Source organism: Humidisolicoccus flavus (genome assembly GCF_045689595.1).
GTDB classification, from domain to species: domain Bacteria; phylum Actinomycetota; class Actinomycetes; order Actinomycetales; family Microbacteriaceae; genus Humidisolicoccus; species Humidisolicoccus flavus.
In genome coordinates, this window is the sequence record NZ_CP142724.1 from 1,474,886 (window position 1) to 1,498,234 (window position 23,349).

Annotated in this window: 34 protein-coding genes; 3 read left to right on the plus strand and 31 right to left on the minus strand. The window is 61.0% G+C overall.

Going from position 1 to position 23,349, the window contains the following annotated elements; genetic code table 11:
• Positions 1–64: 64 nt before the first annotated feature.
• From U2H20_RS07040 to rpsJ, 27 genes are all read right to left on the minus strand, one after another.
• Positions 65–1,198 (minus strand): mannitol-1-phosphate 5-dehydrogenase, encoded by a 1,134-nt coding sequence (locus U2H20_RS07040; protein WP_430591585.1) that lies wholly within the window; start codon positions 1,196–1,198, stop codon positions 65–67.
• Complete coding sequence (locus U2H20_RS07045) at positions 1,199–1,633, minus strand: PTS sugar transporter subunit IIA (protein WP_430591586.1); 435 nt, start codon at positions 1,631–1,633, stop codon at positions 1,199–1,201.
• Entirely contained in the window at positions 1,630–3,162 is a 1,533-nt protein-coding gene (locus tag U2H20_RS07050; RefSeq protein WP_430591587.1) for a PTS mannitol transporter subunit IICB, read from the minus strand. The genes U2H20_RS07045 and U2H20_RS07050 overlap by 4 nt, the downstream gene beginning before the upstream one ends.
• A gap of 58 nt (positions 3,163–3,220) precedes the next feature.
• Positions 3,221–3,478, minus strand: coding sequence for an HPr family phosphocarrier protein (locus U2H20_RS07055; RefSeq protein WP_430591588.1), 258 nt, complete (start codon positions 3,476–3,478; stop codon positions 3,221–3,223).
• A gap of 206 nt (positions 3,479–3,684) precedes the next feature.
• On the minus strand, positions 3,685–4,518 hold the full coding sequence (map, locus tag U2H20_RS07060; protein WP_430591589.1) for a type I methionyl aminopeptidase: 834 nt from the start codon (positions 4,516–4,518) through the stop codon (positions 3,685–3,687).
• 97 nt (positions 4,519–4,615) lie between these two features.
• The gene (locus U2H20_RS07065; RefSeq protein ID WP_430591590.1) at positions 4,616–5,209 is read right to left on the minus strand and encodes an adenylate kinase; all 594 of its coding nucleotides are present in this window, start codon (positions 5,207–5,209) and stop codon (positions 4,616–4,618) included.
• Positions 5,206–6,540, minus strand: coding sequence for a preprotein translocase subunit SecY (secY, locus tag U2H20_RS07070; RefSeq protein ID WP_430591591.1), 1,335 nt, complete (start codon positions 6,538–6,540; stop codon positions 5,206–5,208). The genes U2H20_RS07065 and secY overlap by 4 nt, the downstream gene beginning before the upstream one ends.
• A 62-nt stretch (positions 6,541–6,602) precedes the next feature.
• Positions 6,603–7,076 (minus strand): 50S ribosomal protein L15, encoded by a 474-nt coding sequence (gene rplO, locus U2H20_RS07075; RefSeq protein WP_430591592.1) that lies wholly within the window; start codon positions 7,074–7,076, stop codon positions 6,603–6,605.
• A complete protein-coding gene (gene rpmD, locus U2H20_RS07080; protein ID WP_430591593.1) occupies positions 7,073–7,258 on the minus strand; it encodes a 50S ribosomal protein L30 in 186 nt (61 codons plus the stop codon). The genes rplO and rpmD overlap by 4 nt, the downstream gene beginning before the upstream one ends.
• Entirely contained in the window at positions 7,255–7,965 is a 711-nt protein-coding gene (rpsE, locus tag U2H20_RS07085; protein ID WP_430591594.1) for a 30S ribosomal protein S5, read from the minus strand. The genes rpmD and rpsE overlap by 4 nt, the downstream gene beginning before the upstream one ends.
• The gene (gene rplR / locus U2H20_RS07090) at positions 7,962–8,333 is read right to left on the minus strand and encodes a 50S ribosomal protein L18 (protein ID WP_430591595.1); all 372 of its coding nucleotides are present in this window, start codon (positions 8,331–8,333) and stop codon (positions 7,962–7,964) included. Before rplR ends, rpsE begins: the two co-directional genes overlap by 4 nt.
• Positions 8,333–8,869: a 50S ribosomal protein L6 gene (gene rplF / locus U2H20_RS07095; RefSeq protein WP_430591596.1), complete on the minus strand. Its 537-nt coding sequence runs from the start codon at positions 8,867–8,869 to the stop codon at positions 8,333–8,335. The genes rplR and rplF overlap by 1 nt, the downstream gene beginning before the upstream one ends.
• Positions 8,870–8,875: 6 nt before the next feature.
• Positions 8,876–9,274 (minus strand): 30S ribosomal protein S8, encoded by a 399-nt coding sequence (gene rpsH / locus U2H20_RS07100; protein ID WP_430591597.1) that lies wholly within the window; start codon positions 9,272–9,274, stop codon positions 8,876–8,878.
• An 89-nt stretch (positions 9,275–9,363) separates the two neighbouring features.
• Positions 9,364–9,936: a 50S ribosomal protein L5 gene (gene rplE, locus U2H20_RS07105; protein ID WP_430591598.1), complete on the minus strand. Its 573-nt coding sequence runs from the start codon at positions 9,934–9,936 to the stop codon at positions 9,364–9,366.
• Positions 9,929–10,300 (minus strand): 50S ribosomal protein L24, encoded by a 372-nt coding sequence (gene rplX / locus U2H20_RS07110; RefSeq protein ID WP_430591599.1) that lies wholly within the window; start codon positions 10,298–10,300, stop codon positions 9,929–9,931. Before rplX ends, rplE begins: the two co-directional genes overlap by 8 nt.
• Position 10,301: 1 nt before the next feature.
• Positions 10,302–10,673 (minus strand): 50S ribosomal protein L14, encoded by a 372-nt coding sequence (rplN, locus tag U2H20_RS07115; protein ID WP_430591600.1) that lies wholly within the window; start codon positions 10,671–10,673, stop codon positions 10,302–10,304.
• 28 nt (positions 10,674–10,701) lie between these two features.
• Positions 10,702–10,986 carry a 30S ribosomal protein S17 gene (rpsQ, locus tag U2H20_RS07120; protein ID WP_430591601.1) on the minus strand — a complete coding sequence of 95 codons (285 nt, stop codon included), beginning with the start codon at positions 10,984–10,986 and terminating at the stop codon, positions 10,702–10,704.
• Complete coding sequence (gene rpmC, locus U2H20_RS07125; RefSeq protein ID WP_430591602.1) at positions 10,986–11,300, minus strand: 50S ribosomal protein L29; 315 nt, start codon at positions 11,298–11,300, stop codon at positions 10,986–10,988. The genes rpsQ and rpmC overlap by 1 nt, the downstream gene beginning before the upstream one ends.
• Positions 11,300–11,719 (minus strand): 50S ribosomal protein L16, encoded by a 420-nt coding sequence (gene rplP / locus U2H20_RS07130; protein ID WP_430591603.1) that lies wholly within the window; start codon positions 11,717–11,719, stop codon positions 11,300–11,302. The genes rpmC and rplP overlap by 1 nt, the downstream gene beginning before the upstream one ends.
• Positions 11,720–11,721: 2 nt before the next feature.
• Positions 11,722–12,480 (minus strand): 30S ribosomal protein S3, encoded by a 759-nt coding sequence (gene rpsC / locus U2H20_RS07135; RefSeq protein WP_430591604.1) that lies wholly within the window; start codon positions 12,478–12,480, stop codon positions 11,722–11,724.
• Positions 12,481–12,482: 2 nt separating this feature from the next.
• Positions 12,483–12,848 carry a 50S ribosomal protein L22 gene (gene rplV, locus U2H20_RS07140; protein ID WP_430591605.1) on the minus strand — a complete coding sequence of 122 codons (366 nt, stop codon included), beginning with the start codon at positions 12,846–12,848 and terminating at the stop codon, positions 12,483–12,485.
• Between the two features lie 25 nt (positions 12,849–12,873).
• Positions 12,874–13,155: a 30S ribosomal protein S19 gene (gene rpsS, locus U2H20_RS07145; protein WP_430591606.1), complete on the minus strand. Its 282-nt coding sequence runs from the start codon at positions 13,153–13,155 to the stop codon at positions 12,874–12,876.
• Positions 13,156–13,163: 8 nt separating this feature from the next.
• Positions 13,164–14,003: a 50S ribosomal protein L2 gene (gene rplB / locus U2H20_RS07150; protein WP_430591607.1), complete on the minus strand. Its 840-nt coding sequence runs from the start codon at positions 14,001–14,003 to the stop codon at positions 13,164–13,166.
• Positions 14,004–14,021: 18 nt separating this feature from the next.
• A complete protein-coding gene (gene rplW / locus U2H20_RS07155) occupies positions 14,022–14,321 on the minus strand; it encodes a 50S ribosomal protein L23 (RefSeq protein ID WP_430591608.1) in 300 nt (99 codons plus the stop codon).
• Complete coding sequence (rplD, locus tag U2H20_RS07160; RefSeq protein WP_430591609.1) at positions 14,321–15,052, minus strand: 50S ribosomal protein L4; 732 nt, start codon at positions 15,050–15,052, stop codon at positions 14,321–14,323. The genes rplW and rplD overlap by 1 nt, the downstream gene beginning before the upstream one ends.
• 2 nt (positions 15,053–15,054) lie before the next feature.
• Positions 15,055–15,705: a 50S ribosomal protein L3 gene (gene rplC / locus U2H20_RS07165; RefSeq protein WP_430591610.1), complete on the minus strand. Its 651-nt coding sequence runs from the start codon at positions 15,703–15,705 to the stop codon at positions 15,055–15,057.
• Between the two features lie 11 nt (positions 15,706–15,716).
• Positions 15,717–16,025 (minus strand): 30S ribosomal protein S10, encoded by a 309-nt coding sequence (rpsJ, locus tag U2H20_RS07170; protein WP_027479364.1) that lies wholly within the window; start codon positions 16,023–16,025, stop codon positions 15,717–15,719.
• Between the two features lie 492 nt (positions 16,026–16,517).
• Between rpsJ and U2H20_RS07175 the strand changes: the two genes are divergently transcribed.
• The 3 genes from U2H20_RS07175 (at position 16,518) to U2H20_RS07185 (ending at position 19,490) form a co-directional block, all read left to right on the plus strand.
• Positions 16,518–17,711: a carboxylate-amine ligase gene (locus U2H20_RS07175; RefSeq protein ID WP_430591611.1), complete on the plus strand. Its 1,194-nt coding sequence runs from the start codon at positions 16,518–16,520 to the stop codon at positions 17,709–17,711.
• A gap of 128 nt (positions 17,712–17,839) precedes the next feature.
• Entirely contained in the window at positions 17,840–18,388 is a 549-nt protein-coding gene (locus U2H20_RS07180) for a type 1 glutamine amidotransferase domain-containing protein (protein WP_430591612.1), read from the plus strand.
• A gap of 124 nt (positions 18,389–18,512) precedes the next feature.
• Positions 18,513–19,490 carry a DNA topoisomerase IB gene (locus U2H20_RS07185; RefSeq protein WP_430591613.1) on the plus strand — a complete coding sequence of 326 codons (978 nt, stop codon included), beginning with the start codon at positions 18,513–18,515 and terminating at the stop codon, positions 19,488–19,490.
• A 17-nt stretch (positions 19,491–19,507) separates the two neighbouring features.
• Here U2H20_RS07185 and U2H20_RS07190 read toward each other — a convergent pair whose 3' ends face one another.
• The 4 genes from U2H20_RS07190 to U2H20_RS07205 all read right to left on the minus strand — a co-directional run bounded on the left by U2H20_RS07190 (position 19,508) and on the right by U2H20_RS07205 (position 23,287).
• Complete coding sequence (locus U2H20_RS07190; protein ID WP_430591614.1) at positions 19,508–21,094, minus strand: AAA family ATPase; 1,587 nt, start codon at positions 21,092–21,094, stop codon at positions 19,508–19,510.
• 218 nt (positions 21,095–21,312) lie between these two features.
• Entirely contained in the window at positions 21,313–21,537 is a 225-nt protein-coding gene (locus tag U2H20_RS07195; RefSeq protein ID WP_430591615.1) for an SCO4848 family membrane protein, read from the minus strand.
• A complete protein-coding gene (locus U2H20_RS07200; RefSeq protein ID WP_430591616.1) occupies positions 21,534–22,097 on the minus strand; it encodes a dTDP-4-dehydrorhamnose 3,5-epimerase family protein in 564 nt (187 codons plus the stop codon). Before U2H20_RS07200 ends, U2H20_RS07195 begins: the two co-directional genes overlap by 4 nt.
• A 41-nt stretch (positions 22,098–22,138) precedes the next feature.
• Positions 22,139–23,287: an AI-2E family transporter gene (locus U2H20_RS07205; RefSeq protein WP_430591617.1), complete on the minus strand. Its 1,149-nt coding sequence runs from the start codon at positions 23,285–23,287 to the stop codon at positions 22,139–22,141.
• Between the last annotated feature and the right edge of the window lie 62 nt (positions 23,288–23,349).

The following is a 23,349-nucleotide window of genomic DNA, read 5'->3' on the forward strand; positions in this document are numbered from 1 at the left end:
ACGCAGCGTGAGACGGGCACGCGAACAGGGCAGTCGTGCACCCTGCGGCCCGGAGAACGTGTGACTAGAGCGAGCGCTTTGCGTCGGCGGTCTCGAGCACGAGCGCGTTGTAGAGCGTCGATCCGGCAGGAATGCCCGTGTACTCGGTCACAAAATCCTGCGGCGAGAGCTCGGCAAGCTTCGAGCGCAGCTCGACGCTCTGCTCATCGTCGGCGACATCGAAGTGCAACGCTGCACCGTAGGCGCGAACAAGCGCCTCATATTTGAGACCCGCGGCCTCCGCCTGCATCGCAGGCTCGATGAACCGCTCATGACGTGAGATCTTGCGAAGCGGCTGTCGCCCGACCCGAACCGGAGTGTCCGGCAGAGCCGGGTTCAGCACTCGCTGGAGTGCGGTCGCGACGTACGCGGCGTGCTCCTCGGCGTCGAACCCGAACTTGTGGATCAGCACCGCGCTCGTCTCTGACAACACCGCATCGACTTCAGCGTGCACGGAAGGGTTCTCGAGCGCGGCTGCGAGTGAGGTCTCGCCGGCAACGAAGCCGTGGTACGCGATCGTTGCGTGACCGGTGTTGACGGTGAAGAGCTTCCGCTCGATATAGGGAGTGAGATCGTCAACGAAGTGCACGTCTGCGATCGTCGGCTCAGCGCCGTGGAACGGCGTGCGGTCGATCGTCCACTCGAAAAAGTCTTCGACGGTGACATCGATCCCGGCTGCATCTTGCGCTGGAATGATGCGGTCGACAGCCGTATTCGCGAAGACGGCATGTTCCGCGAGGTTTGCATTGCCCTCGAGGACGAGATCACGGAGCGTGTCAGTCGCATTGATCGCGTTCTCACACGCCATCACTGCCACCGGGCCGAGCGAAGCCTCCCGCTGCGCAATGCCCTGACGGATGAGCGGGGCCAAGAACTTCAGCACGTTCGGGCCGACCGCGCACGTCACGATGTCGGCGGTCGCGATTTCCGCAGCAACTGCGTCTGGATCCTCCGCGCTGTTGATCGCGCGGTAGTTGTCGACGACGTGAGTCGCCGGCTGCTGCCCCACTTCGGTGACGGTGTACGAATCCGCGGCCTGCAATTGCGAGATCAGGTCGGCGTTCACATCTGCGAACACCACCTCATATCCTGCGCGATGCAGGATCAACGCAACAAAGCCGCGGCCGATGTTTCCGGCACCGAAGTGGACAGCCTTCATTTATTCATTCACCTCTGCAAGAACTGCCATGAGTTCTTCGGTCGTCGATGCGTCGAGCAGCTTCTGCACTTCGTCTTCATCACTGAAGACGATCGCAACTTTCGACAGGATCTCGAGGTGACCGTTCTCCTTGCCGGCAATGCCGACAACGAAGCGGACCTCGTTGCCGTCCCAATCGATGGGAGCGTCGTAACGAACGAAGGAGAGCGCGCTTTCGAGCACGGAATCCTTCGCCTCGTTCGTGCCGTGCGGAATCGCCAACAGGTTGCCCATGTAGGTCGAGACGCTCTGCTCTCGCTCGATCATCGCGGCCTCGTACTCGCCGGTGACCGCTCCGGCTGCGACGAGAATCGCCGCAGCCTCAGAGATCGCTGCTTCTTTGGTGGTCGCCGTTCCCGAAAGAACGACCTGCTCTGGATTCAGAACGTTGCTCACTTGGATTCTCCTTGTGAATTCTGCACAGTCTCCACGACCTCGTCATACTTCGGCGAGTTCATGAAGTTGTCGACCGACACGTGGATTGCGCTCGGCGACTTCTGCTTCGCGCGATCCGTGAGGTCCTTGTGCGTGATGATCAGGTCAGGCGTGTCATCGAGGTTGGCGATCGCCTTGTTGACGACCGTGATGTTCTCGACGCCTGCCTTCTTGAACTTGTTTCGCAGCACGCTCGCGCCCATTGCGCTCGAGCCCATTCCGGCGTCGCAGGCGAACACGATCGACTGGATCGTCTTGGTGCTCGTTGCCGAGCCTGCGCCTGCGAGACCCGAGAGGTGCTCCGACTTCTTGCCCTTGTTCGCTTCGGTCTGGGCGATTGCAGCAGAGAGATCTCCAGCGTCTTCACGCTCGAGGTCGCGCTTGCGGCTAGCGCGCAGAATGATCGCCGCGACCACGAAGGTCACTGCAGCGGCAAGGATCACGGAAAGGATGATCGAGAAGTAGCTGTCGCGAGCGGTCTGCAGGATGACAGCGATGATGCTTCCCGGAGCCGCCGGAGCGATGAGGCCTCCACCGAGCAGCAGGTTCGTCGTGACACCCGTCATGCCACCGAGGATCACTGCAATCAGCAGGGTCGGCTTCATGAGCACGTAGGGGAAGTAGATCTCGTGGATTCCACCGAAGAAGTGGATCAGGGCAGCACCAGGAGCACTCGCGCGAGCCATACCGATTCCGAAGATCGAGAAGGCGAGGAGGATTCCAAGGCCGGGGCCGGGGTTCGACTCGAGGATGAACAGGATCGACTTGCCGTCAACTGCCGCCTGCTGGGTTCCGATCGGCGTGAGCACGCCGTGGTTGATGGCGTTGTTGAGGAAGAACACCTTGGCCGGTTCGATCACGATGCTCACGAGCGGCAACAGGCTGGTCTCGATCAGCCATTCGACGGCCGTACCGATTGCATCCGTGATGATCATGACGAGCTGCGCGACGACGTAGAAGCCGAACAGCGCCATGAAGAATCCGAGGATTCCGGCGGAGAACATGTCGACGAGCATTTCGAAGCCCGAGCGGACCTTGCCCGCCCAAAGCGCGTCGAGCTTCTTCATGATCCAAGCGGTCAACGGACCGAGAATCATTGCGCCGATGAACATGTGGGTCTGGCCCTGTTCGTCAGCGTCCGGGTTGGCCGCGAGGATTTCAGCGTTGATCCCTGCGGTGATGAGGTCGGCACCGGCAATGGCACCGAGGGTCGCGATCGCACCAACGACTCCACCGCGGACATCGTGAACCATGCGGCCACCGGTGTACGCGATCAAGATCGGGAGGAGGTAGTGGATCATCGGGCCAACGAGCGTGGCCAGGTCTGCGTTTGGCAACCAGCCAACGTCAATAAAGAGTGCGGTGATGAACCCCCACGCAACAAATGCGGGGATATTGGGCATGATCATTCCCGAGAGGAATGTGCCGAACTTCTGAACGGCGACGCGAGCGTTGCCCTTCGAAGTCTGCGATGTTTCCGTGGAAGTCATTCGTCTTTCCTTGAGGTGGGCCGTACCCCCACGCCTCGGCGCGTGGGGGGGTCAATCGTTAGGCGTCGTGATCGGTTTCGATGAGCTGAACCAGCTCGTCGAGCACGCTGTCTTCGCCGTCGGCTGCAATCGTGACTTCGTCACCCTGCGCGACACCGAGTGAGATGACGGAGAGAATGCTGGCAGCATTCACGGTCTTCTCGCCCTTGGTGATTGTGACCGGCACTCCGACCTTTGCTGCTGCCTGTGTGAACAGTGAAGCCGGGCGTGCGTGCAAGCCCTGAGCGGATGCGACGGTTACGGTGCGTTCTGCCATGGTGTCCCCTTGAGTCAATCTGTGTGCAACGTACGAGTCATGCTACTGAACGGTGCGAGTTCTTCGCGGGCACATGGCTACCGTTTCTACAACGACTGCATCGCAGAATATCTTCGGAATTCGAAATGAATGCGGCGCCGGGGAGAATCCTGATGATTCCCACAAAGCGCAGGAGTTCGCTTTAGAGGATTACCTTTGAAACCGGGCTATTTCGGTGGAATCGGTACAGGCGTGATTCCGAAACGCGCAAGCTCACTTGCGCCGCCGTCGAAAGCGGTGAGCACCCAGATCCCTCGTGAGTGCACCGCGACGGAGTGTTCCCACTGGCACGCCTGACCGCCATCGTTCGTGACAATGGTCCATTCGTCGGCAAGGGTGTGGGTGTCGATCGCACCGGTGACGAGCATCGGCTCGATCGCGATGCAAAGACCCGGTTTCACAGCTGGGCCCTTCGTGCTCGTCCGGTAGTTGAAGACCGGCGGATCCTCGTGCATGTTCTGACCGATGCCGTGTCCCACGAAGTCTTCGATGATTCCGTACTCGCCCTGCGAGGTCACGTACTCCTCGATTGCAGCGCCGACCTCACCGAGATACTTCGCGCTCGCAAGGGCCGCGATCCCGTGCCACAGCGATTCGCGCGTCACGCGACTGAGTTCCTCGCGAATCTCAACAACGTCGCCGGAGCCGCCGGGAACGATCACGCTCACTGCGGAGTCGCCGTTCCAGCCGTCGACGATTGCACCGCAATCAATTTTCAGGAGGTCGCCCGGTTCGAGCACTCGTCCTCCTGGGATCCCGTGCACGAGCTCGTCGTTGACCGAGGCGCAGATCGTGTGCCGGTATCCGGGAACGAGTTTGAAGTTGCTCTGCCCGCCCGCAGCGATGATCGCATCCGAGGCGGCAGTGTCGATGTCGAGCGTCGTCGCGCCTGGCCGAACCGCAGCGACCGCCGCTTCCAGGCCGATCGCGGTCACACGGCCGGGCTCCACCATTGCCGCCAGCTGTGCCGGCGACTTGTAGATCTTGCGGGAGAACTTCATGAACTGACGAGCCTCAAGACGATGATGCAGCGATGGGCTAGAGAAGAGGGAACGAGTGCGGGGATCCGCTCACGGATGACGCGGTGTGATCGTGTGATCAGCGGGACGCGTGCACTCCGTAGGCCGCGAGTCCCGCGTCGATACGCCGAGAGACTTCGCTGATCTCACCGAGGCCATCGACCTCGACGATCAGGTCGCGGTCTGCGTAGAGCTCGACCAACGGAGCAGTTTCGCGTTCGTAGACTTCGAGACGGTGCTTGATCGAGGCCTCGGTGTCGTCGCTGCGACCTTCGGTCTTCGAGCGGGCGAGCAAGCGGCGAACGACCTCATCGGCGTCGGCGACCAGACGGACCACTGCGTCGAGTGCCTCGCCGTTTGCCGCGAGCAGCTCGTCGAGGTACTGCACCTGCTCCTTGGTCCGCGGGTAACCATCGAGGACGAAGCCAGCCTGCGCGTCAGCTTCGCTCAATCGCGAGCGAACGATCTCGTTCGTGAGGTCGTCGGTGACGTAGTCACCGGCGTCGATGATCGCTTTGACCTGCTGACCGAGCTCGGTGTTGTTGCGGATGTTCGCACGGAAGATGTCACCGGTCGAGATCGCGGGAACGCCGTAGCGCTCCGCGAGCTCAGCAGCCTGCGTGCCCTTCCCCGCTCCTGGTGAACCGAGGATCAGAAGATGGGTCTTTGTCACTTGATGAGTCCCTCGTAGTGGCGCTGCTGCAACTGGGCATCGATCTGGCGGACGGTCTCAAGACCAACACCGACGATGATGAGGATCGACGCGCCACCGAACGGGAAGTTCTGGTTTGCGCCGACCGTTGCGAGTGCAATCAGCGGAATCAGTGCGAGCAGACCCAGGTAGAGCGAGCCCGGCAGGGTGACGCGAGTCAAGACATAGTCGAGGTACTCGGCGGTCGGACGGCCGGCACGAATTCCAGGAATGAATCCGCCGTACTTCTTCATGTTGTCTGCAACGTCAACAGGGTTGAACGTGATGGCGACGTAGAAGTAGGTGAAGCCGACGATCAGGAGGAAGTAGACGACCATGTACAGCGGGTGGTCACCCGTCGTGAGGTTGTTCTGAATCCAGGTGACCCATGGCGCGGGTTCTTCACCGGCAACGGCCGGCTGGTTGAACTGCGCGATGAGCGCGGGCAGGTACAGCAACGAGGAGGCGAAGATGACGGGCACAACACCGGCCATGTTGACCTTGATCGGAATGTACGTCGACTGACCGCCGTACATGCGTCGACCGACCATCCGCTTCGCGTACTGCACCGGAATGCGGCGCTGCGACTGCTCGACGAAGACGACGAGTCCCATGATGATGACACCGACTGCGAGCACCATGATCAGCGTCTGGATGCCGTTGGTCTGCTCGATCGCGAGGAGTGCGGACGGGAACGTCGCTGCGATGGAGGTGAAGATGAGGAGCGACATGCCGTTGCCGACACCGCGCTCGGTGATCAATTCGCCCATCCACATGATGAGACCGGTACCGGCGGTCATCGTGAGGATCATCAGGACGATTGCGTACCAGTTGTCGTTGGTGAGGAGCTGCTGGCATTCGGGGCTGACAGCGCCGCCGTTTCCTGCGAACAGTGCGCCCGAACGAGCAACGGTGATCAGAGTGGTCGACTGCAACACTGCGAGTGCGATGGTGAGGTAACGCGTGTACTGCGTCAGCTTCGCCTGGCCAGTCTGGCCTTCTTTGTGAAGGGCTTCAAAGTGTGGGATGACCACGCGCAGAAGCTGCGTGATGATCGAGGCCGTGATGTACGGCATGATTCCGAGCGCGAAAATACTCAGCTGCAGGAGCGCGCCACCGGAGAACAGGTTGACGAGCTGGTACAGACCGGTCGCGCCGGCGTTGTTGGCAATACAGAGTTGTACGTTGCCGTAGTCCACGAATGGAGCAGGAATGAAGGATCCAAGACGGAAGATCGCGACGATCGCAAGAGTGAAAAGAATTTTACGTCGAAGGTCGCGGGTCTTGAAAATCCGCGCAATGGCGCTGAACACGGTTAAAGCCTCCAGTTCGAGGGCAAAACGAGGTGGTCCCCTTGCGGGGACCACCTGCGATGCTACTTGACAGTACCGCCAGCAGCGACGATCTTCTGCTCTGCCGCGGCCGACACCTTGTCGACTGCAACATTCAGACTAACCGTCAACTCGCCGCCAGCGAGAACCTTCACGAGTTCGTTCTTACGAACTGCGCCCTTCGCCACCAGGTCAGCAACGGTCACGTCGCCACCCTGCGGGAAGAGAGCCTCGAGCTGCTCTACGTTTACGACCTGGTACTCGGTCCGGAACGGGTTCTTGAATCCGCGGAGCTTCGGTGCACGCATGTGCGCAGGAAGCTGTCCACCTTCAAAGCCCGGGCGGATCGAGTAACGAGCCTTCGTACCCTTGGTTCCACGGCCCGCGGTCTTACCCTTCGAGCCTTCACCACGACCGACGCGCGTGCGCGCCTTCTTTGCTCCGGGAGCGGGACGCAGGTGGTGCACCTTCAGTGCAGGCAGCTGCGAAACCGTCTCCTCGTTCTTCTTTTCACTCATTCGTTGATCTCCTCGACAGTAACGAGGTGGCGAACCGTGTTGATGTAGCCACGGTTCTGCGGGGTGTCCTCGCGAACGACAGTGTGTCCGATCCGCTTGAGGCCAAGGCTACGAATGGTGTCGCGCTGGTTTGGCTTCTCGCTGATGATGGACTTCTTCTGGGTCACCTTGAGCTTGCTCATTTGCCACTCGCCTTCGCGATTTCAGAGTCGTGCCGCTGAGATTCTGCTTCAGCGCGGAGCAGACGCTCCGGCACAACGTGGTCGACCGAGAGGCCACGACGTGCAGCTACGGAGCGGGGCTCCTCGAGCTGACGCAGTGCGGCAACGGTCGCGTGGACAATGTTGATGGTGTTCGACGAACCGAGCGACTTGCTCAGGACGTCGTGGATGCCTGCACACTCGAGTACGGCGCGGACAGGACCACCGGCGATAACACCGGTACCTGCAGCAGCCGGACGGAGCAGCACGACACCTGCAGCAGCTTCACCCTGCACCGGGTGCGGGATCGTCTTTGCAACACGTGGGACGCGGAAGAAGTTCTTCTTGGCTTCTTCAACACCCTTGGAGATCGCGGTAGGAACTTCTTTTGCCTTGCCGTACCCAACACCGACGAGACCGTTTCCGTCACCGACGACGACGAGTGCGGTGAAGCTGAAGCGACGACCACCCTTGACGACCTTCGATACACGGTTGATCGTGACGACGCGCTCCAGGAACTGGCTCTTGTCTGCGTCACGGCTGCCGCGCTCGTTGCGGGTACCGCGGTCGCGGCTTCCACGACGTGCCTCACGAGGCTCGTTGCGGTGGTCTGAGTTTGCCTCAGCAGGCGCCGTTTCGGTGCTCTGCGTCACGGTTTCCTCCACCTTGGTTGTTGTCTCTTCGCTCACAGTTTCAGCCCTGCCTCTCGTGCGCCATCTGCGATAGCCGCAACACGACCTGCGTAGCGGTTACCGCCACGGTCGAAGACGACGGACTCAACGCCAGCAGCCTTTGCACGTTCACCGATGAGCTCGCCGACGCGCTTCGCCTTCGACGACTTGTCGCCGTCTGCGGTGCGCAGGTCGCTCTCCATGGTGGACGCGCTTGCAATTGTGTGTCCCTTGCTGTCGTCGACAACCTGAACGAACACGTGACGTGCCGAACGGGTAACGACAAGACGCGGGGTGCTTTCGGTGCCAACGATCTTCTTGCGAAGACGCAGGTGGCGACGACCGCGAGCGGCCGACTTGCTCTTGCCTCGGGTTCCGATAGCCATTACTTACCAGCCTTTCCAGCCTTGCGGCGGATCTGCTCGCCGGCGTAACGAACACCCTTGCCCTTGTACGGCTCAGGCTTCCGCAGCTTGCGGAGGTTCGCGGCCACTTCGCCAACAGCCTGCTTCGAGATGCCGCTGACGGTGACCTTGTTGTTGCCCTCAATGCTGAAGGTGATGCCTGCTGGCGGCTCGACGTTAATCGGGTGCGAGTATCCGAGGGCGAACTCAATTGCACTGCCCTTGGCCTGCACGCGGTAACCAGTGCCGACAACCTCGAGGCTCTTTGAGTAGCCCTCGGTGACACCAATGATGTTGTTGTTGATGAGGGTACGGGTCAAGCCGTGGAGCGAACGCGAGTTGCGCTCGTCGTCTGGGCGAGTGACCTGTACCTGACCGTCTTCGAGGGTGACCTCGATTGGCTTTGCGACGGTGAGCGCGAGCTCACCCTTCGGGCCCTTGACGGTAACGACGTTGCCATCGATTTTTACATCGACGGAGCTTGGGACCTCAATAGGAAGGCGTCCGATTCGTGACATAACAGATCACCAAACGTAAGCGAGAACTTCTCCGCCTACGCCCTTCTTCTCAGCCTCACGGTCAGTGAGGAGTCCCGACGAGGTTGACAGGATTGCCACACCGAGGCCACCGAAGACCTGGGGGATTTCTGTCGACTTTGCGTATACGCGAAGACCAGGCTTCGAGACACGCTTGATGCCAACGATTGAGCGTTCGCGGTTCGGGCCGTACTTCAGGCTGATGGTGAGGTTCTTGCCGACGCGTGCGTCTTCAACCTTCCAGTCAGCGATGAATCCCTCGCGCTGCAAAATGTTCGCAATGTTTGACTTGAGGTTGCTCGACGGCAGCGTAACGCTGTCGTGGAATGCCGTGTTGGCATTCCGAAGACGCGTCAGCAAGTCGGCGACCGGATCGGTCATCGTCATTTGCTATTTCTCCTTGTTTTCCGGTTTCGCTGCCCGTTCCACAGACAGCGACCCTGACAACATTGACACCAGTGGGTGCCGATGGGGTTTTATTCGGCTTTGAACGGGAAGCCGAGCGCCTTCAAGAGGGCGCGACCTTCGTCGTTCGTTTTTGCCGTTGTGACAACTGTAATGTCGAAACCGCGAACTCGGTCAATCTTGTCCTGATCGATTTCGTGGAACACGCTCTGCTCGGTGAGACCAAAGGTGTAGTTACCGTTGCCGTCGAACTGCTTCGGGCTGAGCCCGCGGAAGTCCCTGATGCGTGGAAGCGCCAGCGAAAGCAGGCGGTCCAGGAATTCCCACATGCGGTCGCCACGAAGTGTGACGTGCGCGCCGATCGGCATTCCTTCGCGGAGCTTGAACTGTGCGATCGACTGACGTGCCTTCGTGACCATCGGCTTCTGGCCGGTGATCTGGGTCAAGTCGCGGATTGCTCCGTCGATGACCTTCGAGTCACGAGCTGCGTCACCGACACCGGTGTTCACAACGATCTTCACGAGTCCTGGAACCTGCATGACGTTCGAGAAGTCGAACTCACTCTGCAGAGCCGGCACGATCTCCGCGCGGTACTTCTGCTTGAGACGCGGCAGGCGAGCGGTCGCTGTAGCCGTATCAGTCATTGCTCTTGATCTCCTTGCCCGACTTTGATGCAACGCGAACCTTCTTGGAGGTCTTAACGCCAGCCTTCTCGGTGACGACGACCTCGCGGCGAACGCGAGTCGGCTTCTTGGTCTCTGGATCGATCAGAGCAACGTTCGAAACGTGGATCGGGGCTTCGTGTGTTTCGATGCCACCGGTCTTGGTTCCGCGCTGCGTCTGTCCGACCTTGATGTGCTTGGTGACGAGGTTCATTCCCTCGACGATGACGCGGTTGCGCTCATTGTCGACACCGATGACGCGACCAGTCTTGCCGCGGTCTCCACCGCGGGACTGACGAGCACCAGCAATCACCTGGACGAGGTCGCCCTTTTTGATGTTTGCCATATTAAATAACCTCCGGTGCGAGCGACACGATCTTCATGAAGCGACGGTCGCGGAGTTCGCGGCCAACCGGTCCGAAGATGCGCGTGCCACGAGGGTCGCTACCGTCTGCCTTGAGCAGCACTGCAGCGTTCTCGTCGAACTTGATGTACGAGCCGTCGACACGACGGGTCGACTTCTTCGTGCGAACGATGACTGCCTTGACGACGTCACCCTTCTTCACGTTTCCGCCTGGGATTGCGTCCTTGACGGTCGCAACGATCGTGTCGCCGAGTCCGGCGTAACGACGGCCAGAGCCACCGAGTACACGGATGGTCAAGAGTTCTTTCGCACCAGTGTTGTCGGCAACCTTGACGCGGGATTCTTGTTGCAGCATGTTGTTCTCTCCTTACAAGCTTCCCGGCCTACTTGGCCTTTTCGAGCACCTCAACGAGACGCCACCGCTTGGTTGCGCTCGTTGGGCGGGTCTCAGCGATGAGCACGAGGTCGCCGATGCCGGCGCTGTTCTGCTCGTCGTGTGCCTTGACCTTTGAACTCTTGCGGACGATCTTGCCGTAGAGCGGGTGCTTGACGCGGTCCTCGACCTCAACGGAGATGGTCTTTTCCATCTTGTCGCTCACAACGTACCCACGACGGGTCTTGCGGTAGGCGCGCTTGAGCTCGCCTTCTGCTTCGATGTTTGCAGCCATTAGTTGTCCTCAGCCTTCGTGTCGGCCGAAGCAGCTTCTGACTTGCTTGCTTTCGCGGCCTTCTTCTTCGCGGGTGCCTCAACCGGTGCCGGTGCGGCACGCAGTCCGAGCTCACGCTCGCGGATCACCGTGTACAGACGTGAGATGTCGCGCTTGACAGCACGCACTCGTCCGTGGCTTTCGAGCTGTCCGGTTGCGGCCTGGAAACGAAGGTTGAAGAGTTCTTCCTTCGCCTTCTTCAGTTCGCTGACAAGACGCTCGTCTTCGTACGTGTCGAGCTCAACGGGCATGAGCTCCTTGGAACCAATCGCCATTATGCGTCGCTCTCCTCGCGCTTGATAATGCGTGCCTTGAGGGGCAGCTTGTGAATCGCACGGGTCATTGCTTCGCGGGCGAGTTCCTCGTCCACGCCAGCAACCTCAAAGAGGACGCGACCCGGCTTGACGTTTGCGACCCACCACTCGGGGCTACCCTTACCGGAACCCATGCGGGTTTCGGCGGGCTTCTTCGTGAGTGGACGGTCAGGGTAGATGTTGATCCACACCTTTCCACCACGCTTGATGTGACGCGTCATTGCGATACGAGCGGACTCGATCTGACGGTTGGTCACATATGCGGGTGTGAGGGCCTGGATACCAAATTCGCCAAAGGCGACTTTCGTGCCACCAGTAGCGTGACCACTCCGCTTGGGGTGGTGCTGCTTACGGTGCTTCACTCGACGGGGAATCAACATGGTTACGCCTCAACTCCTGCTGCAGCCGGGGCGTGCGATTCCTGCTGGCCACGACGGTTGTTGCCGCCTCGACGCTCTGGGCGTGACGACTTCTGGTTGGCCTGCTCGCGAGCGAGTTCACGGTTCGTGATTTCGCCCTTGTAGATCCAGACCTTGACGCCGATGCGACCAAACGTCGTACGAGCCTCGTAGAAGCCGTAGTCGATGTTTGCGCGCAGCGTGTGCAGTGGCACTCGACCCTCGCGGTAGAACTCGCTGCGGCTCATTTCTGCGCCACCAAGACGGCCGGAGACCTGGATGCGAACACCCTTTGCTCCTGCGCGCTGTGCACCCTGCATGCCCTTGCGCATTGCGCGGCGGAATGCCACACGTGCGCTGAGCTGCTCTGCGATGCCCTGAGCGACGAGTTGTGCCTCAGCCTCTGGGTTCTTGACCTCGAGGATGTTGAGCTGGATCTGCTTGCTGGTGAGCTTCTCGAGGTCTGCGCGAATACGCTCAGCCTCTGCTCCACGGCGACCGATAACGATGCCGGGGCGAGCAGTGTGGATGTCAACGCGCACACGGTCACGGGTGCGCTCGATTTCGATACGCGCAACGCCTGCACGGTCGAGGCTCGTCTTCAGCATCTCGCGGATGCGGACGTCCTCAGCCACGTAGTCGGAGTAACGCTGACCGGGCTTCGTGCTGTCAGAGAACCAACGCGACACGTGGTCGGTGGTGATTCCCAGGCGGAAGCCGTACGGGTTTACTTTCTGTCCCATGCTTACACTTCCTCGGTCTCGGGCGTAGCCAGCACAACAGTGATGTGGCTCGTGCGCTTGTTGATGCGGAACGCGCGGCCCTGTGCACGCGGACGGAACCGCTTCAGGGTTGCGCCCTCGTCAACGAATGCCCGTGTGATGTACAGATCCTGTTCGTCCAGGAACGTGTTCGCGGCATCTGCCTTGACCCGAGCGTTGGCCATCGCCGAAGCAACCAGCTTGTACACGGGCTCTGAAGCGCCCTGAGGGGCGAACTTCAGGATTGCGAGAGCCTCTTCGGCCTGCTTTCCGCGAATCAAGTTGACAACGCGACGGGCCTTCTGAGGGGTCACGCGGATGTGACGAACGCGTGCGATCGACTCAACCATTGTTCTTCTCCTTCATCGCCCCCGCTTAGCGGCGGCGGCCCTTCTTGTCGTCCTTCACGTGTCCACGGAAGGTGCGGGTGGGGGCAAACTCGCCGAGCTTGTGACCCACCATGGTCTCCGTCACGAAGACGGGAATGTGCTTGCGACCGTCGTGAACGGCGATCGTGTGACCAAGCATGGCTGGCACGATCATCGATCGGCGCGACCAGGTCTTGATGACGTTCTTGTTGTTGGACTCGTTCGCCCGGACAACCTTCTGAAGCAGGTGGTCGTCGACGAAGGGGCCCTTTTTCAGGCTACGTGGCATGGTGACTCCTACTTACGCTTCTTGTTGGCGGTCCGACGACGCACGATGAGCTTGTCGCTTTCCTTGTTCGGACGACGGGTGCGGCCTTCAGCCTGACCCCAAGGGCTGACCGGGTGGCGTCCACCACTGGTCTTACCTTCTCCACCACCGTGCGGGTGGTCGACCGGGTTCATCGCGACACCACGGACAGTTGGGCGAACACCCTTCCAACGCTTGCGTCCTGCTTTACCCCAGTTGATGTTCGACTGCTCGGCGTTGCCGACCTCGCCGATCGTCGCGCGGCAGCGAGCGTCAACGTTGCGGATTTCTCCACTCGGCAGACGAAGCTGAGCGTAGGGGCCATCCTTTGCGACGAGTCGCACGGACGCACCAGCTGAGCGAGCGAGCTTTGCGCCACCGCCCGGCTTCAGTTCAATCGCGTGCACAACGGTTCCCGTTGGGATGTTGCGAAGCGGCAGGTTGTTCCCAGGCTTGATGTCCGCGCCGGCACCTGACTCGACGACGTCGCCCTGACCGAGCTTGTTCGGAGCCAAGATGTAGCGCTTCGTGCCATCGACAAAGTGCAGGAGTGCGATCCGAGCCGTACGGTTCGGGTCGTACTCGATGTGTGCGACCTTTGCGTCAACACCGTCTTTGTCGTGACGACGGAAGTCGATGATGCGGTACTGGCGCTTGTGGCCACCACCGATGTGACGGGTCGTGATGCGTCCGGTGTTGTTCCGGCCACCGGTCTTCGGCAGCGGACGGACGAGCGACTTCTCTGGAGTCGAGCGCGTGATCTCGGCGAAATCTGCAACCGAGGAACCGCGACGACCAGGAGTCGTGGGCTTGTACTTACGAATAGCCATGAATACTTTCCTTCAGTCCTAGCCGACAGCCGTGAAGATGTCGATCGAACCGGACTTCAGCTTGACGATGGCGCGCTTGGTGTCCTTGCGCTTTCCGGTGCCGAAACGGGTACGACGGGTCTTACCCTGACGGTTGAGGGTGTTCACACGAGCAACCTTGACGTCGAAGATCTTCTCGATAGCGAGCTTGATCTCGGTCTTCGACGCACGGGTGTCAACCTCGAAGGTGTAGTTCCCGGAGTCGATGAGCGAGTAGCTCTTCTCGGAGACGACAGGGCGAACGATGATGTCGCGAGGGTCTTTGTTGATGTCGCTCATCACTTCTCTTCCTTGTCTGCTTCAACCGCAGGCTTTTCAGCCTTCTTGGTGTCAGCCTTCTTCGCCGCTGCCTTCTTTGCAGCAGGCTTCGACTCAACGGTCTCGCCCTTTGCGGCTACGAATGCGGTGTATGCAGCCTCGGTGAAGACAAGGTCATCGCTGACGAGAACGTCGTATGCGTTGAGCTGGTCCCAAGCGAGCACGTGCACGTTTGCGAGGTTGCGAACACTCAGGAACGCTGCCTCGTCATCGCGGGTGAGCACGATGAGCACGTTGCGGCTGCTTGCGATGTTCGCGAGCAGTGCGACTGCGTCCTTGGTCTTCGGCGTCGTGCCCTCGAAGAGCGAGGAGACGACATGGAGGCGACCGCCACGAGCGCGGTCCGAGAGAGCGCCGAGCAGAGCTGCAGCGATCATCTTCTTCGGGGTGCGCTGTGAGTAGTCACGAGGGGTCGGTCCGTGGACGATTCCACCACCGGTCATCTGAGGAGCGCGGATCGAGCCCTGACGAGCGCGACCGGTTCCCTTCTGCTTAAACGGCTTGCGGCCTGCACCGGAAACTTCTCCACGACCCTTGGTCTTGTGAGTTCCCTGGCGAGCGGCAGCGAGCTGCGCAACAACAACCTGGTGGATGAGCGGCACGTTGGTCTGAACGTCAAAGATCGAAGCGGGGAGCGAGATTTCGCTCGACTTCTGACCCTTGGCGTCGACGACGGCGATCGAGGTGGCCATTACTAGGCTCCCTTCACAGCGGTACGGACGAATACGATGCGGCCACGTGCGCCTGGAACTGCACCCTTGACGAGGATGATGTTCTTGTCGGCGTCAACGGCGTGCACCGTGAGGTTCAGGACGGATACGCGTTCGCCACCCATACGACCTGCCATGCGCATGCCCTTGAAGACACGGCTTGGGGTCGAGGAGGCACCGATCGATCCGGGCTTGCGGTGGTTGCGGTGCGCACCGTGCGATGCCGAAACACCGGCAAAGTTGTGGCGCTTCATCACACCGGCGAAACCCTTACCCTTGCTGGTTCCGACGACGTCGACCTTCTGGCCGGCTTCGAAGATGTCAACAGCGAGTTCTTGACCGAGCTCGAAAGAGCCGGCGTTCTCGGTGCGGACTTCGGTGAGGTGGCGGCGAGGCGTAACGCCTGCTGCAGCGAAGTGACCGGCTTTTGGCTGGTTGACCTTGCGTGGGTCAATCTGGCCGAACGCGATCTGAACGGCGTTGTAGCCGTCCTTTTCGGGAGTACGGATCTGAGTGACCACGTTGGGTGTGATCTCGACGACCGTTACTGGGATGAGACGGTTGTTCTCGTCCCAAACCTGGGTCATACCGAGCTTCTTACCCAGCAGGCCCTGTGTCTCAGTGAGCTTCGACATTCTGGGTTCCTTTAGAGCTTGATCTCGATGTTGACGTCGGCGGGGAGGTCGAGACGCATGAGCGAGTCGACGGCCTTCGGCGTCGGGTCGATGATGTCAATGAGCCGCTTGTGAGTGCGCTTCTCGAAGTGCTCGCGGCTGTCCTTGTATTTGTGAGGTGAACGGATCACTACGACCACGTTCTTCTCCGTCGGCAGCGGGACCGGGCCCACCACTGTCGCGCCCGCACGGGTCACGGTGTCGACGATCTTCCGAGCCGACGTGTCGATAACCTCGTGGTCATACGACTTCAGTCGGATGCGGATCTTCTGTCCCGCCATGGCTGACTCTCTCTTTCGTCATCCGCGGTAGCCTTCCGGCCACCCGCAGCTGCACTGTCTCGAGTGCACCGCTGTTCTTCTGTCAATGCCTCGATTGAGGCGCGCACTAACACTGGCGACCGATGCACAGCACCGAAGCCGTCAGTTTTAGCGAAGTCTTGTTCTGCTACCCGCGGCCCAGGTACACGATGAATCGTTACCTGTGCACTGCCTGGCAGTGAGCCACTGTGGAGTGGCGTGTTGAACCGGTCAAGTCTGACACATGCCGGGCATTTGATGCAACCCGGGCGTGTCGCGGATTCTGCCGCGGAATCTCAAGGGAGTTGCCACGGCCAGAATCTGACCTCCGTTGAGTCTGGAGCACAGAGAATTCGAAGTCAAACCCTCTGTTGGAATCGGCCGAAACCCGCGATCATGAGATTCCATCCGGTCAGAGCAGATCGAGGGCGTAGACACTCGCCGATTACTCGGGGCCATAAGTCGGGAGGCGATATGCGCCAGGCACCGTTGCACGACGAACCACTGAGCTTCGGCATAGAAGAGGAGTATCTCCTCCTCGACCAGGTGACGGGACGCCCACGCTACGAGAGCGACGCTGTGATCGCCGCAATCAACGCGGATGCACCAAGGAACGCGCGTTTCCCCGGCTCCTCCCCTCGTGCGACGCCCAATCCGCCAGTGCATGCGGAACAAGAGTTCCTGCAGAGCCAGATCGAGTGCGCGACTCCGATCTGCACCGATGCCGCGAGCGCGACGGCAGCACTGCTCGACTTTCGCAGAGTTGCTTCCTCGGCCGCACGCGATCGCGGGTTCGTGCTCGCGAGCACCGGCTCTCCCCCGGCGTGGGCGCAAGCTGAAGTGCAGTTCTCGCATACGAATCGCTACGACGAGATCGAGCATCGCATCCGGGCGGTCTCACGCGAGCAGACGATGTGCGGGCTGCATGTGCACGTCGCCGTTCCCGACCGCGATCTGGGCGTTGCAGTGCTGAACGCGACGCGAGCGCAGCTCCCGCTCTTTCTGGCACTCAGTGTGAATGCACCGTTCTGGGACGGACGCGATACCGGGTTCGCGAGTTGGCGAAGCGTGCAACTCTCGCGATGGCCGGTGTCGTCGATCCACCCCGTGTTCCGCGACGGCGCAGACTATGAGCACCGCGTCCAACGCCTCCTGGACAATGGCGTACTGATCGACCCTGGTCTCGTGACCTGGTTTGCCAGACTCTCAGACCGTTACCCGACCGTGGAGTTCCGTGTCGCCGATGCACAGCTCGAGGCAAACGATGCCGTGGCCCTCGCGCTCATCTTCCGTGCCTTCGTGCGCTTCGTGGTCACCGACCCGGGGCGCCGGATCCCCGAACTCCCTCCAGAGCTGCTGACGGGCAGCATGTGGCTTGCCGCTCGCGACGGAATGTCCGGCACCCTCATCGACCCGGCAAGCGGCGAACTGGTTGCGGCCGAAGACGCCCTCGCCAGACTCCTGCAGCTCCTTGCCCCGCATCTCGATGCAGCGGATGACGCGCACACGGTCAACGCCTTCGTGCATCGCCTCCAGCAACGCGGACCAGGGGCCGCTCGTCAACGACACGCATTTCGACACGACGGCATTCGAGGACTGCTCGCGTTGTACGCGCGCAGCACGACCGCGTCATCGCAGGAACCAGCGGGAAACGCTCGCAATGGGTGAGGTTAAGGACGAGCACCTTCGGCGTGCCGTTCGCTCTGCGCGAGGAATGCGCTCGGATCCGTGCGATTGTCTGCGGCTCGGCGTATGTTGAAAAAGTCCAAGAGACACAACGAAACAAAGGAGACACCATGTCAGAACTCAACGGCAAGAAGGTTGCATTCCTTTCGACCAACGGATTTGAAGACAGCGAACTCACGAGCCCCTGGCAGGCAGTGACCGAGCAGGGCGCGACCGCAACGCTCGTTTCACCCGAGTCAGGGTCCATCACTGGCAAGAATGGCCACGAACAGCAGGTCGACGCGCACTCCGGCGACGTGAACGCGTCTGACTTCGATGCACTCGTGCTTCCTGGCGGAGTCGTCAACGCTGACCACCTGCGCATGGACGAAGCAAGCGTCGCCTTCGCTCGCGACTTCTTCGCACAGCACAAGCCAGTCGGCGTCATCTGCCACGGTGCCTGGATCCTCACCGATGCAGAGGTACTGTCGGGTCGCACGATCACGAGCTACCCGAGCCTCAAGAAGGACCTCATCAACGCCGGCGCAAATTGGGTCGACGAAGAAGTCGTCGTCGACCAGGGCCTCGTGTCCAGCCGCACCCCAGACGACCTCCCAGCGTTCAACGCGAAGGTCGTCGAAGAGATCGGCGAAGGCAAGCACGCAGGCCAGACCCTGTAGTTGTCTCCGAGGAACGCTGCAGTCCCACCTTGGGACTGCGGCGTTCCTGCTCACAGCACCGAACTCTGCAGAGTTCGCGCCTCAACGATGAGGCACTCATGAATGCAACCTCGCAGGAGCGCAGATGCGGCTGACGAAAGCTCGTCCAGATAAGCCAGGATTTCGGCGCTCTCGCCGAGGTGACGGATTTCGATTCCTCGACTCCGCTGCGAATGCGATCTCGGACGTCGAAGACATCGAGCGCATTCAGAGCCTCGCCATCCCTCCCGCTTGGGAGGACGTCTGGATCGCGCCACGAGCGAGCGACCACATCCAGGCAACCGGTGTCGACGCCAACGGTCGCACCCAATATCTGTACCACCCGGCTTGGCGCCAACAGCGAGACCTCGTCAAGCATGACAAGATCCTCGAATTCGCCGCCGCCCTTCCTCCGGCTCGGAAGCTCGTTGAAGAAGACCTGCTCTCTCGTGGCCCTACTGCGAAGCGCGCACTCGCAGCCGGCTTCCGCCTGCTCGACCAAGCGGGTGTCCGCGTCGGCTCCGAACGCCACACGACGATGTCGGGAAACCGGGGCCTCACCACCCTGCTCGTGCAAGACATCACCTTGCGCGGCGACAAGATCATCCTCGACTTTCCTGCGAAAAGCGGAGTGCAGTGGCACTCCGAGACCGAGGACCGTCAACTCAAAAACGCTTTGAAGACGCTGCTCCACAAGAACGGGAAGCCTCGGGGACAGCGCGCACGGCTGCTCGCCTGGAACGAGGGCCGGCGATGGAATCCCGTCCGAACGAGCGCGCTCAACGAGTACATTGGCGACCGGGTCAAAGGCACCTTCACCGCGAAAGACTTCAGGACCCTGCACGGCACGATCACGGCGGCGCAACAGGTCGCCGCTTTGCAGAAAGAGAATCCCGAAGAAAAACCCGACCGCTTGATTCGCGCGGCGATCGTGCAGACCGCTCAGATTCTCGGGAACACTCCGACCGTTGCAAAATCGAGCTACATCGACCCTCGAGTATTCGAGCTGTTCCTCAACGGTGAGACGATCTCAACGCGAGGAACTCCCGAGTTCGCGCTCCTCCGGCTCCTCGAAAACGAGTAGCACACCGGCGAAACTCCTCAGTTTCGGAATCGCTCGAGCGCCTTTTCGACATCGGCGCCACGAACCGTTTGCAGCTGCTCGTCGTCCATTGTCGACATTGCTTCGGGTCCGAGCCCGAACAATCGCGAGTCACGTTCGCTCATCGCCTCGATCACGAGTTCACGGGCGAACCGCGCATTGCCGAGACGGTCAAGGGTTGCGTCATCGCGACCCGCGACGAACGCTTCGATCGAGGCGACCGCTGCGTCATCGAGCGCCGCGTGCTCGCCGCTCGCGATCGCGCGCGATATCTTCGCGATCTCGGCACCGTCGTACCGCCCGAACTCGATGCGAGTCGTGAACCGGCTCTGCAGCCCTGGGTTGCTGTCGAGAAACCGGTCGATGTCGTTCGGATACCCGGCAATGACGACCGCGAGACGATCCCGGTCGTTCTCCATGCGGGCGAGCAGCACGTTGACCGCTTCACGCCCGAAGGCGTCGCCACCGCTGATCCCGCCGCCATCGTTGAGCGCGTACGCCTCGTCGATAAACAGCACTCCGTCGAGCGCCTTGTCGATCGTCGCATTCGATTTCAGCGCGCTCGATCCGAGGTGTTGCCCAACGAAGTCAGCACGACCACTCTCGACGAGGGTGTCGGTCTTCAAGAGCCCGAGCGCGAAGTACACGCGACCGATAATGCGCGCGATCGTCGTCTTTCCTGTACCGGGAGGACCGGTGAACACCATGTGCCGTGGTCGCCCTGCGGTGCCGAGGCCTCGCTCGGCGCGAATCTTGTCGAGCTGCAACTGGGCGACGAGACGTTGCACCTGTGCCTTCACATCGGCAAGGCCGATCTGATTGTCGAGTTCCGCGAGTGCCTCAGCGAGCATTTCGCTCCGATTGCGCTCCTGCTCGATCTTCGTGTCTTCCTGGTGAGTCGCTGACTCTGGATCCCAAGGGTCAGTGCGCGATTCGAGTTCCTCGATCGTGGTGCGGAGGATCCGGAACTTCTTGTTGTTCATGGCCTCGCGCACCTCGCCACTCGGCGAGTACACGAAAGCTTCCTGGAAGTTCGCCTGCGCCGCGGGTTCGTCGCCGAGTGCACGCTGGACCAGACCATGGAAGTAGCTCGCCCGCCACCGAAGCTCGCGGTCAGTCGACGACTCTGCGGTTTCGAGTCGCCGTGATGCCTCCTGCAAGATGCCGAGGTGACCGAGCGATCGCCCGATCCAATAGTTCACGAGCAGATCGAGGAAGTCTTCACCGCTCGAAGAGAGCTTCTGCATCTCGGTGAGCACGTTGCTCCAGTGTGAGACATTCGCCCAGGCAAGGCCTCGCATGTACCGCCAGTCGACTCGGTTCTCGGAATCTTCGCTGAGAAGGTCGTGCGCTGCACGGTACTGCTTGTCTTCGATGAGCGCGAATGCCTTCACCACCCAGATGCGGCCTTTTCCGTCGAACGGCCACTGCACCAGCCCGGTGTTGAACCGGCCTTTGAATGCCGAGAGCTCGATCGCATTGGAAGTGAGTTCGAGGCCGTAGGAGGCGGAGGTCAGGTACATCGCTTCGATGACTTCGGCGGTCCGGTCGCCGAGCGCGAAGCGTGCACACCATGCATCGCACATGCGCGGTTCGGCTTCGGACGCGGCAACGAAATGCGGCAGCGCCTCTTCTTTTTCTCAGAGAGCGCCCAGGCGTTCACGCCATTGGTGAAGAACCGTTGAGCCTCTGCAACGCGAGCCATTCTCGCTTCTCCTCTGCCTACTGAACTGCGGCTGTACTCCATCGAAGTGGTCGACCGGCTCGAGCGTCTGCGCGCTGCCCGCCCGATCGCGCTCCGACTCTATCCCCAGTTATCTGTGAGCGTCACGAGAGCGGCGAGCAACGAGGCCAGCGCAAGCGCGAGCGCAATACTGACGAGCACGATGTGCACGGTCAGGAACGGGGTCGCTTTGCCCTGCGCGTTTTTCGCGCGCGGGTCACGAATGACGCGGCGCAGGAACAGGGGCCACACGATCGCGTTGAAGACCGCGTTTGCGATCAACAGCGCGGCAAGCGTCGCGATCACTCGGCGAGCACAGCAGCGAGCGTGGGGGCCGCGAGGTCTTTCGCGCTGACCTGCGCACGATCTTCCGTGTCGATCGGCAGCGGCCACTGGATGCCGAGTTCGGGGTCGAGCGGTGTGATTGCGACACCGGCCATACCCGGAACCCATTCGCTCGTGAAGCAGTACACGTACTGCGTCGGCGAATCACCCGTCGACTGGAACCCATTGCACACGCCCTCTGGAACGAGGATCTGCGTGCCCGGCTTCAGCTCGATCTGGAACACGTTGCCTCGAGTGGGCGATTCCGGACGGGTGTCGACCCATGCGCCGTACGCGGTGCCGTGAGCGATCGCGATCAGCTTCACCATTGATTCTCCGTGCATACCGCGCATGCCACCGGGAACGGTCTCGGTCACGTTGACCTGCTTGAACGCGGGAAGCGGGAATCCAGCCTGCTCAAAGGCGGAGGCCCGGAAGAACTCGCGGACGGTGCCGCGCTCTTCCGTGATCTGCTTCATGGTGATGAGCGCGAGCCCATCGATGTTCGTCGTCGTGACTTCAAAGTCAGTGATTGCAACCATCCGACCATCCTAACGATCAAGGCTGTGCCGAAAGCAGCGCGCTACGAAAGTTCCGGCCGCTTCTGCCGGAACGCCTTCGCCGGCTTTCCTTCGCCGTCCCACACCTGGATGATGCCCCAGGCGACAGCGGTGAGCGGCACCGAGAGCACAGCCCCGATGACACCGCCTGTGACGGTACCGATGGTCAGGGCGATCAAGATGACGAGCGCGTGGAGCTTCAGGGAGCGGCCCATCACGACCGGCTGCAGGAAGTTTCCTTCGAGCTGGTTCACAAGGATCACTGCGGCAAGAATGATGATCGCGACGATCGGGCCGTTCGCAACCAGCGCGATCAACGTCGCGAGGGCACCGGCGAGCGTTGCACCGACGAGCGGGATGAAGGCGAGCAGGAACACGAGCACTGCCAGCGGCAGCGCAAGCGGCACCTGAGCGATCGCGAGAGCAATACCGATACCGATCGCGTCAACGAGTGCAACGGTTGCCGTCCCGCGGATGTACCCGCCGAGTGTTGCCACCGTCTTGCGCCCGATGCGCTTGCCGCGCGCGTACTTCTCGCCCGTGAACGGACGGAGCATGAACTCCCAGAGCTTCGGGCCGTCCTTCAGGAAGAAGAAGAGCACGACGATCATGAGGACCAGGCCCGTGAAGAAGCTTGCCGCAGCGCTAACGCCAGCGATCGCTCCCGCCCCGAACTGGCTGGACGTGAGGAAGTCGACGATCGTGTCAGTCCATTCCTGCAGCTGCTCCTCGTCAGGGGCAAACGGCAAGGTCTGCACCCAGTCGAGCACCTGCTGCACCCCTGCGAATGCCTCGTCGTAGAGGTCGCTCCACTGGTCGCGGACCGCAGAGACGATCAGCCAGCCGACACCACCGAGCACGACAACAATGGCGAGCAGTGCGAGGATCGTGGCGAGGAGACTCGGAATCCCCTTCTTGCGCATCCAGTTCATGACCGGGAAGAACGCAGCGGCGAGAATCAGTGCGAGCAGCACGGGGATCGTGACGAGCGTGAGCTGCGTGATGACCCAGATCAGTCCCACCGCAACGATGACGATCGCGATGATCTGCACCGCACGGGTCGCGACCCGACCGATGCTGTCACTCCAAAGCGAGCTCGGCGCGGTCGCCTTCTTCACTTCTTCTTTGACCGACCTTGAGGGCCCGAACAATCCCATGAGTTCTCCGATCATGACGTCGGGCCGTTTGTAACCCGCTCAAAACTGTAGTGCCTGCTTCGCAGCACGAACGCCAC